At 74.3% G+C, this 14,154-nt stretch carries 10 protein-coding genes; 4 read left to right on the forward strand and 6 right to left on the reverse strand.

Annotation, left to right across the window (positions count from 1 at the left end; translation table 11 throughout):
- The first annotated feature begins 35 nt into the window (after nucleotides 1-35).
- Complete coding sequence (locus tag IF19_RS0121065; RefSeq protein WP_030116936.1) at nucleotides 36-452, forward strand: hypothetical protein; 417 nt, start codon at nucleotides 36-38, stop codon at nucleotides 450-452.
- 173 nt (nucleotides 453-625) lie between these two features.
- Here IF19_RS0121065 and IF19_RS0121070 read toward each other — a convergent pair whose 3' ends face one another.
- Both IF19_RS0121070 and IF19_RS0121075 read right to left on the reverse strand, forming a co-directional pair.
- Nucleotides 626-2,176 carry an acyl-CoA synthetase gene (locus IF19_RS0121070; protein WP_030276706.1) on the reverse strand — a complete coding sequence of 517 codons (1,551 nt, stop codon included), beginning with the start codon at nucleotides 2,174-2,176 and terminating at the stop codon, nucleotides 626-628.
- Nucleotides 2,173-3,282 (reverse strand): NAD(P)H-dependent flavin oxidoreductase, encoded by a 1,110-nt coding sequence (locus tag IF19_RS0121075; RefSeq protein ID WP_030116933.1) that lies wholly within the window; start codon nucleotides 3,280-3,282, stop codon nucleotides 2,173-2,175. The genes IF19_RS0121070 and IF19_RS0121075 overlap by 4 nt, the downstream gene beginning before the upstream one ends.
- Before the next feature lie 224 nt (nucleotides 3,283-3,506).
- On the opposite strand from IF19_RS0121075, the gene IF19_RS0121080 reads away from it, so the two are divergent.
- On the forward strand, nucleotides 3,507-5,399 hold the full coding sequence (locus tag IF19_RS0121080; protein WP_030116932.1) for a serine hydrolase domain-containing protein: 1,893 nt from the start codon (nucleotides 3,507-3,509) through the stop codon (nucleotides 5,397-5,399).
- A 75-nt stretch (nucleotides 5,400-5,474) separates the two neighbouring features.
- Here the strand turns inward: IF19_RS0121080 and IF19_RS0121085 are convergent, their stop codons facing one another.
- The 3 genes from IF19_RS0121085 to IF19_RS0121095 form a co-directional block, all read right to left on the reverse strand.
- Nucleotides 5,475-7,112: a phytoene desaturase family protein gene (locus IF19_RS0121085; protein WP_199807298.1), complete on the reverse strand. Its 1,638-nt coding sequence runs from the start codon at nucleotides 7,110-7,112 to the stop codon at nucleotides 5,475-5,477.
- A gap of 127 nt (nucleotides 7,113-7,239) precedes the next feature.
- Nucleotides 7,240-9,417 (reverse strand): serine/threonine-protein kinase, encoded by a 2,178-nt coding sequence (locus IF19_RS0121090; RefSeq protein ID WP_030276710.1) that lies wholly within the window; start codon nucleotides 9,415-9,417, stop codon nucleotides 7,240-7,242.
- Between the two features lie 317 nt (nucleotides 9,418-9,734).
- Nucleotides 9,735-11,249, reverse strand: a complete 1,515-nt coding sequence (locus IF19_RS0121095; RefSeq protein ID WP_030116928.1) for a SulP family inorganic anion transporter — start codon at nucleotides 11,247-11,249, stop codon at nucleotides 9,735-9,737.
- A gap of 475 nt (nucleotides 11,250-11,724) precedes the next feature.
- Here IF19_RS0121095 and IF19_RS0121100 point away from each other — a divergent pair, with 475 nt between their 5' ends.
- Both IF19_RS0121100 and IF19_RS0121105 read left to right on the forward strand, forming a co-directional pair.
- Nucleotides 11,725-12,138, forward strand: a complete 414-nt coding sequence (locus IF19_RS0121100) for a MerR family transcriptional regulator (protein ID WP_030116927.1) — start codon at nucleotides 11,725-11,727, stop codon at nucleotides 12,136-12,138.
- A gap of 149 nt (nucleotides 12,139-12,287) precedes the next feature.
- Complete coding sequence (locus IF19_RS0121105; RefSeq protein ID WP_030116926.1) at nucleotides 12,288-13,283, forward strand: Acg family FMN-binding oxidoreductase; 996 nt, start codon at nucleotides 12,288-12,290, stop codon at nucleotides 13,281-13,283.
- Between the two features lie 97 nt (nucleotides 13,284-13,380).
- Here the strand turns inward: IF19_RS0121105 and IF19_RS0121110 are convergent, their stop codons facing one another.
- On the reverse strand, nucleotides 13,381-14,064 hold the full coding sequence (locus tag IF19_RS0121110; RefSeq protein ID WP_030116925.1) for a helix-turn-helix domain-containing protein: 684 nt from the start codon (nucleotides 14,062-14,064) through the stop codon (nucleotides 13,381-13,383).
- Nucleotides 14,065-14,154 lie beyond the last annotated feature (90 nt).

The raw sequence follows: 14,154 nt of genomic DNA on the forward strand, positions 1-14,154 counted from the left end.
CCGCAGCCGATGAGCAGGGGCATAGCATCGCGGGCATGGGCATGCGAGAGGCCGTCGAAGGACTGGCGGAGGAAGCCGAATGGCAGATCCGCGAGCACAAATGGGTCCCGTCAGCCAACGACCGGACCGTCGCGGCGAGTGTCGCCGCAGATCTGTGCGCCGCCGCGGGCACCCCTCAGTCCCAGCGGGAACTGCCCGCGGTCACTCGGCTGGGCCACCTGCGGGAAGCACTTGCCGCCGTGGCCATCGCCCTCGCCCGCGTACACGGCCCCATGGCCTGGTTCCTCGGTGCGGCTGCCACCGCCCTCACGCCCGTCCTGCGCTGGCGTGCCGTTCCCGCCCCGCACGGTCACACCTTCGGCGCCGTCCCGCCGTCCCTCCGGCACTACGCGGAAGCCGAAGAAGCGGTCCGCCGGCTCCAGGACACCCTCACCCGCCTCGCCACCGCCTGAACCCGTCGGAGAGCACCCTGCACTCCCGGACACGCTCCGCGAACGCCGCACGGTGCCACGGAACCACGGCTCGTGCTCCCGCGCGCACGTCCCCGGAACTTCATGACGCCCGCCTGACGAGGTCGGCCCCACGCCCAGCCGCGCCCGGTCGCCCGTCCTTGGTCGCCCCCGCCTCACAGCGGTCGTTCGCGGCCCTCCCAGTACGGTGCGCGCAGCCGCCGTTTGTAGAGCTTGCCGTTGGGGTCGCGGGGCATGGCGGCGATGAAGTCGAGGGACCGGGGCCGTTTGTAACCGGCTAGCCGCTCCTCGCAGTGGGCGAGGATCGCGGCGGCGAGAGCGTCCGACGGCTCGTGGCCCTCGGCCGGTTCGACGACGGCTTTGACCTCCTCGCCCCGGTCGGGGTGCGGGATGCCGAAGGCGGCGGCGTCCGCGACGGCGGGATGGGTGAGCAGGGCGGACTCGATCTCGGCGGGGTAGATGTTGACGCCGCCCGCGATGATCAGGTCGATCTTGCGGTCCCGGAGGAAGAGGTAGCCGTCCTCGTCCAGCACGCCGAGGTCGCCGACGGTGAAGAAGTCGCCGATCCGGTGCGTACGGGTCTTGGTCTCGTCCTTGTGGTAGGTGAAGCCGCCCGTGCTCATCTTCATGTAGACGGTGCCCTGTTCACCGGGCGGGAGCCGGTTGCCGTCGTCGTCGAAGACGGCCAGTTCGCTGATGGGCCACGCCTTGCCGACCGTGCCGGGCTTCTTGAGCCAGTCCTCGGCGGTGGCGAACGCGCCGCCGCCCTCGCTGGCCGCGTAGTACTCCTCGACGCAGCTCCCCCACCAGTCGATCATGGCGCGTTTCACGTGGTCGGGGCAGGGGGCCGCACCATGGATGGCGTGCCGCAGGGAGGAGACGTCGTACCGGGCTTTCACCTGCTCGGGCAGGGCGAGCAGCCGGTGGAACTGGGTGGGCACCATGTGGGTGTGGGTACAGCGGTGCGCGTCGACGAGGCGCAGCATCTCCGTCGGGTCCCAGCCGTCCATCAGGACGAGCGGGTGGCCGATGTGCAGGGCCGCGGCCGCGAACTGGAGCACCGCGGTGTGGTAGAGCGGCGAGCAGACCAGGTGCACGTTGTCGTCGAAGGGGCGGATGCCGAAGATGCCGAGGAACCCGCCGAGGTGGGTCTCCTCGGGCTTCTTCCCGGGCAGGGGCCGGCGGATGCCGCGGGGACGGCCGGTGGTGCCCGAGGTGTAGTTCATGACCCAGCCCAGGGTGCGGTCCTCGGGCGGGGAGGCGGGGTGGCCGGCGAGCAGGTCGGCGTACGGGCGGGCGCCGGAGACGTCTCCGACGCCGAAGCGGTGGGTGGCCGGCAGCCCCGCCTCGTCGGCGGCGGCCGTCGCGGTGGCCGCGAAACGTTCGTGGGCGATGAGGACGCGGGCGCCCGAGTCGGCGACGATCCAGGCGATCTCGGGTCCGACCAGATGGTGGTTGACCGGGACGAGGTAGAGGCCGGCCTGGGCCGCGGCCAGGTAGGCGGTGAGCAGTTCGACGCCGTTGGGCAGGACGACGGCGAACGCGTCGCCCTCGCGCAGCCCGGCCGCGCGCAGGCCGTGGACCATGCGGTTGGCCTCGGCGTGCAGGCGGCCCGCGCGCCACGCCTCGCCGCCGGGGGTGACGAGGACGGTGCGGTCGGGGTCGACCGCGGCCTGGGCCCAGAAGCCGTTCGGCGGCTGGTTCATGTGTCGCTCCTTCCGGCGATGCGGTTCATGCGGGTGACGGCCCGTTCGAAGCCGCGGGTGAGGTCGTCGACGACGGCCCGGACGCTGCGTCGGCCGGTCATCCGGCCGACGATCTGCCCCACGGGTGTGCCGAGCAGCGCGCCGACCTCGTACGTCTGGATCCGGGAGACGGCCTCGGCGACCAGCAGCCCCTGCAGCGGCATGGGCAGGGCGCCCGGTCCCGCCGGGTCGTCCCAGGCGTCGGTCCATTCGGTACGGAGCTGGCGCGCGGGCTTGCCCGTGAGGGCCCGGGAGCGGACGGTGTCCCCGGAGCCGGCGGCGAGCAGTTTGGCGGTGAGCGCCTCGGAGTGCAGGTCGGCCTCCTCGGTGGTGAGCCAGAGGGAGCCGAGCCAGACGCCCTGCGCGCCGAGGGCGAGCCCGGCGGCGGCCTGTTCGCCGCTGCCGATGCCGCCGGCGGCGAGGACGGGCAGCGGGGCGACGGCCTCGACGACTTCGGGGACCAGCACCATCGTGCCGATCTCACCGGTGTGGCCGCCCGCCTCGTACCCCTGGGCGACGACGACGTCGATGCCCGCCTCCGCGTGGTGCCGGGCGTGCCGGGCGCTCCCGGCCAGGGCGGCGACGAGAACGCCGTGGTCGTGGGCGCGGGCGATGACGTCGGCGGGCGGGGAGCCGAGCGCGTTGGCGAGGAGCTTGACCGGGTAGTCGAAGGCCACGTCGAGCTGGCCGCGTGCCACCTCCTCCATCCAGCCGGTGATCCGCCAGCCGGACGTCTCCCCCTCGGCCAGCTCGGGCACCCCGTGGCGGGCCAGCAGGTCTCGGACGAACCCTCGGTGCCCTTCCGGGATCATCGCCTCGACGTCCGCCTCGGTGACGCCCTCGACCTTCTTGGCGGGCATGACGACATCGAGGCCGTAGGGCTTGCCGTCGGCGTGCCGGTGCAGGAGGTCGAGGTCGCGTTCGAGGTCGTCGGGGTCGGTGTAGCGGACGGCCCCGAGCACGCCGAAACCGCCGGCTCTGGTGATCGCCGCGGCGACCTCGGGGAACGGCGTGAAGCCGAAGATGGCGTGCTCGATTCCCAGTTGGCGGCTCAGTTCCGTCTCCATGGGCGGCAGGATGCCGCAGCGGTGCGGACGAGGGAAGAGATTTTCTGATGCTGTGTCAGATTCTTTGTGCCGCCGAACCGGCCCGGAAGGGCGGAGGCGAAAGTAGCCTCTGCGTCGGCAGGAACTTTCACTGCCCGACGAGATTTCGGAAGTTACTTTCGCGCGGCTCCGGACGTACGGGCGCGGCCCGGCGACCGGACGCCGGGCACGGGAAGGGGTTGCGGATGACCGGGGACGCGCAGGGCCGTGGACGTACGGCGGACGAGCGGGGAGGCGGAGCGGTCGCCGGGAGCGGCATCCCGCGGCGACGGCTGGGCGGCGGGATACTGGCGCTGAGCGGCGCACTCGCGCTGACGCCGATCCCGTTGGCGGGCGCGGCCCCGCGCGGCGGGCCGGACGCGGGGGCGGCGCAGGAAGCGGCCGGCACGGGAGCGGGCATGGGAACAGGGGCGCACCGGCCCACGCTGCGGCACGGGAGCGCGGCGCGCGCCGGGCTGCTCCAGGGGCCGCTGGACCAGCTCGTCCGGGACGCCGAGGCGTATCTCGCGGACTCCCCCGCGCACCCCTGGTACGCGGGCGCGGTGCTGCTCGCCGGGCGGGGCGGCACCGTGGCGCTGCACCGGCCGATCGGCAAGGCGGTGCGCTACGCGGCGTACGACGAGAAGACCGACACCGGGGTGGAGTTCCCCGCGGACCAGCAGATCCCCATGGCCGAGGACACCGTCTTCGACCTGGCGTCGATCTCCAAACTGTTCACCTCGCTGCTGGCGGTCCAGCAGATCGAGCGCGGCCGCCTGGAGCTGGAGGCGACGGTGGCCTCGTACCTCCCGGAGTTCGCCGGGGGCGGCAAGCAGGACATCACCGTCCGCCAACTCCTCACCCACACCTCGGGGTTCAGGTCCTGGATCCCGCTGTACGAGGAGCCGACCCGGGAGGGCAAGCTCCGAAGGCTCTGGGACGAGGTCCCGGCGAGCACCCCCGGCAGCGCCTACCTCTACTCCGACCTCAACCTGATCTCGCTGCAGCTGATCCTGGAGAAGATCACCGGCCGCCCGCTGGACGCCCTGCTCCGCGACGAGATCACCGTCCCGCTCGGGATGCGCCGCACCCGCTACAACCCGCCCGCCTCCTGGAAGCCGAAGATCGCGGCGACCGAGGACGCCCGGCCGCCGTGGTCCGGGATCGACCGCGGGCTGGTCTGGGGCGAGGTGCACGACGAGAACGCCTACAGCCTGGACGGGGTCGCGGGCCACGCCGGGGTGTTCTCCTGCGCCTGGGACCTCGCGGTCCTCGCCCGTACGCTCCTCAACGGCGGGGTCTACGGGCGCTCCCGCGTGCTGTCCGAGGAGTCGGTCGAGCTGCTGTTCACCGACTTCAACACCGCTTTCCCCGGCGACGAGCACGGTCTCGGCTTCGAGCTCTACCAGCACTGGTACATGGGGGCCATGGCCACACCGCGCAGTGCGGGGCACACCGGGTTCACGGGCACCAGCATGGTGCTCGACCCGACGACCGACACGTTCCTCATCGTGCTGGGCAACTCCGTTCATCCGGTGCGGAGTTGGCGCTCGGGAAGCGCACCCCGGGTGGCGACCGCCAACCAGTTGGCGCGGGCCGTCGCGGTCCGGCCGGAACGCGGGCGTACGGCCTGGTTCTCCGGGATGGCGAGCGCCACCACGGCCACGCTCACCCTGCCGGTCCTGCGGCCGCGCTCCTCCCGGGCCCGGCTGGAGTGCGCGCTGTGGTGGGACACCGAGCCCGGCTCCGACGCCCTGGTGCTGGAGGCGTCGACGGGGCAGGAGTGGCAGCCGGTGCCGTTCACCACCGTGGGCTCCGGGTCCGGCCACCACCGCCCGGCCCCGGTGCCGCACCCGACGGGCGCGGTCTCCGGCTGGTCGGGGCGGGTGTGGCACCGGCTGGACGCGGACCTGTCGGCCTGGCGCGGCGAGGACCTCCGCCTGCGGTGGCGGTACACCACGGACCGGCTGTACGTGGGGCGCGGCGCCTATGTGGACTCCGTCCGGGTGCGGGACGGGAGGGCGACGGTCTTCGACTCCGGACGGGCCCGGGACGCCGGGCGGATCGCCGCGACCGGCTGGGTGCTGTCGGCCGACTGAGCCGCGGGCGGGGCGGGGTGCCGGTGCGTTATGGGCCGGCGCCCCGTCCGCCGCCGGACGCACCCCCGGTGCCTCTCACCCTTCCAGGACCGCCATCGCCGCGTTGTGGCCGGGAACCCCGCTGACGCCCCCGCCGCGCACCGCGCCCGCCCCGCAGAGCAGCACGGTGGGGTGGGCGGTTTCCACGCCCCAGCACCCGGCGCCCTCCTCCGCGTACGGGAAGTCCTCGGCGTACGGGAAGGCGAGGTCGCGGTGGAAGATGTGGCCGCCGGGCAGCCTCAGGTCACGTTCCAGATCCAGCGGGGTCTTCGCCTCGATGCAGGGTTCGCCCCGCTCGTCGAGGGCCAGGCAGTCGGTGATCGGCTCCTCCAGATGCGCGTCCAGTTCGGCGAGGGTCGCCGTCAGCAGGGCCGCGCGGGCGGCGTCGTTGTCGGCGGCGAACAGCCGGGCGGGGGTGTGCAGGCCGAAGAGGGTGAGGGTCTGGTAGCCGCGTGCGGCGAGGTCGGGGCCGAGGATCGAGGGGTCGGTCAGCGAGTGGCAGTAGATCTCCGAGGGCGGTGCGGCGGGCATCCGCCCGGCCGACGCCTCCCGGTAGGCGTCGGCCAACTGCCCGTACCCCTCGGAGATGTGGAAGGTTCCGGCGAACGCCCGGCGGGGGTCGACGGTACGGTCGCGGAGCCTGGGCAGCCGGGTGAGCAGCATGTTCACCTTGAGCTGGGCGCCCTCGGCGGCCGGGGGCGGAGGGTCGCCGAGCAGGGCGGCGAGGGCCTGCGGTGAGGCGTTGACCAGTACGCGGCGGGCGGCGACGGTGTGTTCGGCGTCCACGGTGCGGACGGTGACCTCGGCGGTGGTCCCGTCGGTCTCGATCCGGGTCGCCTCGTGGTGGACGCGGATCTCGGCTCCGGCCGCGCGGGCGGCGGCGGCCAGCGCGTCGGTGAGCGCGCCCATGCCGCCGACGGGGACGTCCCAGTCGCCGGTGCCGCCGCCGATCACGTGGTAAAGGAAGCACCGGTTCTGTAGGAGAGAGGTGTCGTGGGCGTCGGCGAACGTGCCGATCAGGGCGTCGGTGAGGACGACCCCGCGCACGAGGTCGTCGGTGAAGGTCTCCTCGACGGCCACCCCGAGCGGTTCCTCGAACAGCATCCGCCAGGCGTCGGCGTCGCCGATCCGCTCGCGCAGCGCGCTCCGGGTGGGCAGCGGTTCGGTGAGCGTGGGGAAGACCCGGGCCGCGACCCGCCCCGTCATGGCGTAGAACCGCTGCCACGCCGCGTACTCGCGTCCGCTCCCGGTCAGCGCGGCGAAGGACTCCCGGGTGCCCTCGCCCGCGACGAGCAGCCCGGTGGGGCGGCCGTCGCGCACGGCGGGGGTGTAGGAGGAGACGGTCCGCTTGCGTACGGCAAAGTCGAGGCCGAGGTCCCGGACGATCGTGCCGGGCAGCAGGGACACCAGGTACGAGTACCGGGAGAGCCGGGCGTCCACCCCGGCGAAGGGGCGGGTCGAGACCGCCGCTCCCCCGATGGCGCCGAGCCGCTCCAGGACGAGGACGGACCGCCCGGCGCGGGCGAGGTAGGCGGCGGCGACCAGGCCGTTGTGGCCGCCGCCGACGATCACGGCGTCGTAGCGGTCCCGGGAGGGCGCCCCGGGCCCGGAGCCCGCCCGGACGGCGGGCCGGCCTGCGGGGTCGTGGGGTGCGGGGCTCTGGGGTGCGGGCATGCACCTTCGTAGCACGCCGGCCTCGGCCCCGGCCAGAGGCGACGGGCCGGGGCCCGCGCCGCCTGCTGACCGGGGCGCCTCCGGACCGTCCGGGCCCGCCTGACCCGCCGCACCTTCCCGCCCCGTCCTACGCCTGTCCGAGCCGTTCCAGGCAGTGCGCCTCGTCGTCGCGGGCGGCGAGCGTCTGGGGGTGGTCCGGGCCCAGGGTGCGGGTACGGGCCGCCGCGACCTGCCGGTACGCCCCCAGGGCCTCGCTCCACCGGCCGAGCCAGCCGAGCCCGGCCGCAACCTCCCGGCGGCTGATCACCGTGTCCGGGTGGTCGGGCCCCAGGGTGCTCTCCCGCAGCGCGCACACCGCGCGGGCCTCGGCCAGGGCCTCCTCCCAGCGGCCCAGCCGCCCGAGGTTGACGCCGAGGCCGTGGCGGGCGCGCAGCGTCTCGGGGTCGGCCTCGCCCACGGCGCGGGTGCGGTCCGCGACCAGGGAGCGGTACACCTCCAGGGCCTCCGCGTCCCGGCCGAGCCGGCCGAGGCTGATGCCCGCCTCGTAGCGGGCGGCGAACGTGTCGGGGTGGTCGGCGCCGAGGGTGGTCGCGCGGGCGCGGGCGACGTCCTGGTAGATCTCCAGCGCCTCCGCCCAGCGGCCCAGCCTGCCCAGGGTGTACGCCACCTCGTAGCGCGTGACGAGGGTGTCGGGGTGGTCCGGCCCGAGGAGGCGGGCGCGGGCGTCCGCGACCTCACGGGCGATCCGGCAGGACTCCTCCGGCCGCCCCAGCCGGCTGAGGTTGAACGCCAGGTTGTGGCGGCAGCGCAGGGTGTCGGGGTGGTCGGGGCCCATGACGCGTTCACGGACGGCGAGCACCGCTTCGTACACCTCGTGGGCCTCGGCGTGCCGGCCCAGCCGGCCCAGGGCGTGGGCCGTCGCCTGGCGGGCGGCGAGGGTCTGCGGGTGGTCGGCGCCCAGGGCGCCCTCCCGGCCGGCGGCGACCCGGGTGAACTCGCGCAGCGCCTCGTCGGCCCGGCCCGTACGGGAGAGGGTGAAGCCGATCTCGTACCGGCTGGCGAGGGTGTCGGGGTGGTCCGGACCCAGGAGGCGCAGGCGCTCGGCGGCGACCTCGCGGTGCACCTGGGCCGCCTCCGTCCAGCGGCCGAGCCGTCCGAGGTCGATCCCGGCGCTGTGCCGTTCCTCCAGCGTGGCGAGGAGGTCGGGGGCGGGCGGCCCGGCGGAGATGGAGACGAAGGTGCCGGTGTGCGGGGCGGTGGAGGCCGCGGTGGTCCACTGCCCCGTCAGACCGGCGGCCGGGTCGGGGCGTTCGGCGGGCGGGGGCGCCGAGCCGGAGGCCCGGTGGCCGGCGGTCATGGCGCGGGTCCAGGCGGGCATGGCCGTCCCGTGCGCGGCGGCCGTCTGCCCGCTCTCCGGACGGGCGACGGGCGACGGGCCGAGCGCGGGCTGTTCGCCGGTCCGGCCGAGGACGATGCGGCGGCGCAGGTCGCCCGCGTCCGCGGGCCGTTCCTCGGGCACCTTGGCGAGCAGGTCGAGGACGACGCGGTCGAAGAAGCCGGGCAGTTCGGCGCGGTGGGTGCGCAGGGGCTCCGGCGGGGTGTCGCGGTGGCCGACGAGGACGGCCCAGGCGTCCTCCTGGTCGAACGGCGGCGACCCGGTGGCGATCTCGTACAGGACGCAGCCCAGCGAGTAGAGGTCGCTCCGGTGGTCGACCTCCTGACCGCTGATCTGCTCGGGCGACATGTAGTGCGGGGTGCCCATGGCGAGGCCGGTGGTGGTGAGCCGGGAGCTCATGCCGATGTCGTGGCCGAGCCGCGCTATGCCGAAGTCGCAGATCTTCACGGTGCCGTCGGTCAGCCGCATGATGTTGGCGGGTTTGAGGTCGCGGTGGACGATGCCCCGCCGGTGGGTGTAGCCGAGGGCGTCCGCGACCTGTTCGGCGATGTCGACGACGTGCTCGACGGGGAGCGGGTGCTGCTCGTTCTCCTCCAGGAGCTGGCTCAGGTTCTGCCCGTCGAGCAGCTCCATGACGAGGTACGGGACGTCCTCGTACTCGCCGAAGTCGTGGACGACGGTGACGCCCCGGTGCTGGAGCGAGGCGGCCACCCGGGCCTCGCGCCGGAAGCGTTCGCGCAGCACGCGGGTGAACGCCTGATCGTGCTGCGGGCCCACGGGTTTGAGGCATTTGACGGCGACCTGACGGCCCAGCGACTCGTCGAGCGCGCGCCACACCTCGCCCATGCCGCCCCGCCCGATCAGCTCGATCAGCCGGTAGCGGCTCTGGATCCGCCTGGTCTCCGTCATCTCCCGCTTCCCGCCCCCGTCGTTCCCCGTCGCCCCGCCGCCCCCGCCGCGGGCACTGCGCCCTCCCCGGTCCCGTCCAGTATGGCTGCCGGTCGGCCGGGACGGTACGCGGCGGGGCGGCCGCCGGGGGGACGGAGTGGCTGGTGGGCCGCGTACCGCCCGCTCACACCGCGCCGTTGGCGGTCGGGGTCGCCGGACCTCCGGCGGCCGGGATCCGCGCGGCCCCCGCGGTCGTCACCTCCGCGCCCTGGGCCCCCGGGCCTCGCGGCTCTCGCGGCCGGGAGCGGCGCCGGACCGGGCCCCGTGCTCGCGTACGGTCAGTGCTCGGCGGCGAGTTCGCCGGTGAGACGTCCGTGGAGGCGTGCGCTCGGGTCGTTGAGACCGGTGATCTCGACGGTCTTGCCGCGCCGGGCGTACTTCGCGCCGATGGCGTCGAGGGCGGCGACGGACGAGGCGTCCCAGATGTGGGCGGCGCTGAGGTCGATGACGACGTGGTCGGGGTCGTTCGCGTAGTCGAACCGGCCGACGAGGTCGTTGGACGAGGCGAAGAAGAGCTCTCCGGTGACCCGGTGGACGACGGTGGCGCCGTCGGGTCCGGTGACGCTGGTGACGTCGGCGAAGCGCGCGACGCGCCGGGCGAAGACGACCATGGCGGTGACCGATCCGACGACGACGCCGATGGCGAGGTTGTGGGTGGCCACGACGCAGACGACGGTGATCACCATGACCGCGATCTCCCCGGCCGGCATCCGCCGGAGCGTCCCGGGCGCGACGGAGTGCCAGTCGAAGGTCGCGAAGGAGACCATGACCATCACGGCGACCAGCGCGGCCATCGGGATGTCGGAGACGATCGGGCCGAAGGCGACGCACAGCACCATGAGGAACGCGCCCGCCAGGAACGTGGAGAGGCGGGTGCGGGCGCCGGAGACCTTCACGTTGATCATGGTCTGGCCGATCATGGCGCAGCCGCCCATCCCGCCGAAGAGGCCGGTGACGATGTTGGCGATCCCCTGCCCCACGGACTCGCGGGTCTTGTTCGAGGGGGTGTCGGTGATGTCGTCGACCAGCTTGGCGGTCATCAGCGACTCCATCAGTCCGACCAGGGCCATGGCGAACGCGTACGGGGCGATCGTCGTCAACGTGTCGAGGGTGAAGGGCACATCGGGGAGTCCCGGCGCCGGAAGCGAGGACGGCAGCGCGCCCTTGTCGCCGACGGTCGGCACGGCGATGGCGGCGCCGACGGTGATCGCGGTGAGGATGACGATGGAGACGAGGGGGGCCGGCACGACGGTGGTGATCCGGGGGAAGAGCACCATGAGCGCCAGGCCGCCGGCGATCAGCGGGTAGACCGCCCAGGGGACGTCCCGCATCTCGGGGACCTGCGCCATGAAGATGAGGACGGCGAGCGAGTTGACGAAGCCGACCATCACCGATCGCGGGATGAACCGCATCAGCTTCGCCACACCGAGCACCCCCAGCACCACCTGGAAGAGGCCCGCGAGGATGACGGCGGCGACGAGGTGTCCGAGGCCGTGCTCCCGGTTGAGCGGGGCGATCACGAGCGCGACCGCCCCGGTGGCGGCGGAGATCATCGCCCGTCGGCCGCCGACGACAGCGATCGTCACGGCCATGGTGAAGGACGCGAACAGCCCGAGCGCCGGATCGACGCCCGCGATGACCGAGAACGAGATCGCCTCGGGGATCAGCGCCAGCGCGACGACCAGACCGGCCAGCACCTCGGTGCGCCAGACCTTCGGATCGGCGAGCCAGTCGGGCTTCAGTCCGCGCAGCCGCGCGGCCGGGGAGAGCGAGGGGGTGGTGAGGGACGACAAAGGAGGAGGACCTCATCCTGGGTGGGGCGCGCCCGGCCCTCGGGCGGACACGCGGAGACGGCGGGGTGCCGGACAGCCCCCGTGGGAGGGACCCCGCACTCGGAACGGAGAGCCCGGAGCGGGCGGTGGGGCCCGTACCGTCCCGGCCGCGGTCACGCGCGCGACCGGGGCGTCACGTAGCTGCGGCGGGCACGGCGGCTGCGGGGGTCACGGCGGGCAGGGGGCGGCGACGGGCGTCATGGGCTCGCGCACGCTCGTCTCCTGCGACAATCGGAAGGTCGCCGGGGGCGACACCGCGCTCCGGCACGACGGGCAGCGGTACGCCGCCTCGCCACCGGCAACTCTACCCTGACGTAAGGGTAGAGATGGACGCCGGTGCCGCGATGGGGCTCCCGTCCCGCGGCGGCGTCCCGAGGCGGCCCGAGTACGGCCCGGGGACGTTCCGGGGAGACGAAGAGAGACCAGGGGCACGGGCGTGGACGGCAAGCACATGCAGATCGGCGAGGTCGCCGCACGGACCGAGCTCTCGCTGCGCACCATCCGCCACTACGAGGAGACCGGCCTCGTGACGCCCTCCGCCCGGTCCCAGGGCGGGTTCCGCCTCTACACGGAGACCGACGTCGCCCGGCTCATGGTCATCCGGCGGATGAAGCCGCTCGGTTTCACCCTGGACCAGATGCGCGACCTGCTCGACGCCACCGACCGGCTGGACGGGCCGGGCCCGCTCCCCACGGAACAGCGCGAGGCGCTGCTGGCGCGGGTGCGCTCCTATCAGCGGGACGCCGCCGAGCAGGTCGGCAGGTTGCGCGTCCAGCTCGCCCGGGCCGAGGAGTTCGAGGCCGCCCTCCGCGCCCGCGCGGAGGGGGAGGCCCCGGCGGACCGACCCTAGACCCCGCCCCGCTCCGGGCGTGCGCGCGCCCGGAGGCTCCTGGGACAATGTCGGCAGAGGCCGCCGGGCGCGCTCACGACGGCCGGGCACGCGCGTCCGGGACCCTGCGTCGGCCCACCGCACGACGACCGGCAGGAGGCGGGAAGACGATGTCCACGACCGAAGACCGCGTCACCGCGATCGTCCCCTCGCTCGTCGAGGAGGCGGTGACCGCGCCGTCCATGCACAACGCGCAGCCGTGGCGGTTCCGCCACCGCGCCGGCACCCGCCTCCTCTCCCTGTACGGCGATCCGGAGCGCACGCTGCCGGTGGGCGACCCGGACCACCGGGCCCTGCACATCGGGTGCGGGGCGGCGTTGCTGAATCTGCGGGTGGCCGCCGCGTACCACGGGTGGCGGGCCGTCCCCGAGCTGATGCCCGATCCGCTCGACCCGTGGCGCCTCGTCGACGTCGTGCTGGAGGAGGACAGCGGGACCACCGACCCCGGGTTGGCGGATCTCCGGCCCGCCGTCGCGCGGCGGCACACCAGCCGGTTCCCCTTCTCCCCGGAACCGATCGCCCCCGAGATCCTGGACGGGCTCGGCGCCGCGGCTCTGCTGGAGGGGGGCCGGCTGATCGTGCCGGGGAGCTGGCACGCCGACGCCGTCATGGACCTCGTGCACGACGCGGAACTCTTCGAGTCGGCCAGTGACGCGATGCGGGCCGAGATCGTCACCTGGACCCGCACCGGCCGGGCCGGCGAGGGCCCCGCCACCGAGGGCGTCCCGTCCTCCGCGTTCGGCCCCCGCCAGCACGGGACGTCCGCCCCGGCGCGGGACTTCGACGTCACGCACAGCGCCCCGGACCGGGCGGCGGCCGCGTTCGAGGAGCGGCCGCAGACGGCGCTGCTGTGCACCGAGGCGGACCTGCCGGAGGACTGGCTGCGGGCCGGCCAGAGCGTGGAGCGGGTGCTGCTGCAGGCCACGCTCGACGGTCTCGCGACCTCGATGATCTCCCAGCCCCTCGAATGGCCCGAGCTCAGGGACCTGGCGCGCGATCCGCGCTCCCGGACGGGCTTCGTGCAGATGGTGTTCCGGTTCGGCTACGGCCCCGCGGGGACGGCCACGCCCCGGCGGCCGGTCGCGGAAGTCCTCGACATCGTCTGAGCCGGGCGTCGCACGGCGGGGGCCCGACGTGAAGCCGACCGGGCCCTCGGCGACACCGCCCCGGCCCGGTGTGGCGCCGTCCGGGCCCGCCGCGTGCTCAAGGCCCGTCGGTGTCGCCCGGGGCGTCGGGAACGACGATCCTGCGCCCGGTGATCCGCCGGGGCACGAGGACCATGACATGCCGGCGTTCCGGTCCCGCCCACGGGGTCGCGTACGCGGCCTCCCGCAGCCGGCGCGCGGCCTCCTCGTCGGTCACGGCGTGCACGGTTCCGACGAGCAGCACGCTCCAGCCCTTGCTGAAGGCGTCGTCGATGTGGTCGGCCTCGAAGGCGATCTCCGTGTCGGCGGCGTCCGCCAGCGGGGAGCCCTCCGCCGTGCCGAACACCACCTCGCCCTCGCTCACCTGGTAGTTCATCGGCAGGAGGACCGGCCCGTCCGCCGTGGAGAGGGCGATCCGGCCCACCCCGTGGTCGCCCAGCAGCGTCCAGCACATCGCCTCGTCGAGTTCGACCATACGGGCGCGTCGGGCGCCCCGGCCCGCGCCGGACGGCAGGTCGACCTCCCCGCCCGACAGCTCCCGCACGGTGGTCTCCAGCGCGTCGGCCAGCCGGAGCATGAACCCGACGCCCGGCGTGGCGGACTGCTCCTCGACGTACTCGATGTAGCCGGGCGCGGCGCCTGCCCGCAGGGCTACGTCCTGCCGGGAGAGTCCGAGCTGGAGGCGGCGCGCCGCGATGCGCCGGCCCAGGTCGCCGCCGGCCGGATGCGGTGCTGAGGCCATCGCGGGGCTCCTTACTGATCGAGGTGCGTGTCCCCCAGCGCTCACGCTAGCCAGGACCGGGAGCGCACGCAGCACGGACGTCCCGGGCGG

Source organism: Streptomyces californicus (assembly GCF_000717645.1).
Lineage (GTDB): Bacteria > Actinomycetota > Actinomycetes > Streptomycetales > Streptomycetaceae > Streptomyces > Streptomyces californicus.

Bases quoted from the DNA above. Each gene is read 5' to 3' on its own strand.
- IF19_RS0121065 (WP_030116936.1), top strand. From the start codon at position 36: ATGGGCATGCGAGAGGCCGTCGAAGGACTGGCGGAGGAAGCCGAATGG.
- IF19_RS0121070 (WP_030276706.1), bottom strand. From the start codon at position 2,176: ATGAACCAGCCGCCGAACGGCTTCTGGGCCCAGGCCGCGGTCGACCCC.
- IF19_RS0121075 (WP_030116933.1), bottom strand. From the start codon at position 3,282: ATGGAGACGGAACTGAGCCGCCAACTGGGAATCGAGCACGCCATCTTC.
- IF19_RS0121080 (WP_030116932.1), top strand. From the start codon at position 3,507: ATGACCGGGGACGCGCAGGGCCGTGGACGTACGGCGGACGAGCGGGGA.
- IF19_RS0121085 (WP_199807298.1), bottom strand. From the start codon at position 7,112: ATGCCCGCACCCCAGAGCCCCGCACCCCACGACCCCGCAGGCCGGCCC.
- IF19_RS0121090 (WP_030276710.1), bottom strand. From the start codon at position 9,417: ATGACGGAGACCAGGCGGATCCAGAGCCGCTACCGGCTGATCGAGCTG.
- IF19_RS0121105 (WP_030116926.1), top strand. From the start codon at position 12,288: ATGTCCACGACCGAAGACCGCGTCACCGCGATCGTCCCCTCGCTCGTC.
- IF19_RS0121110 (WP_030116925.1), bottom strand. From the start codon at position 14,064: ATGGCCTCAGCACCGCATCCGGCCGGCGGCGACCTGGGCCGGCGCATC.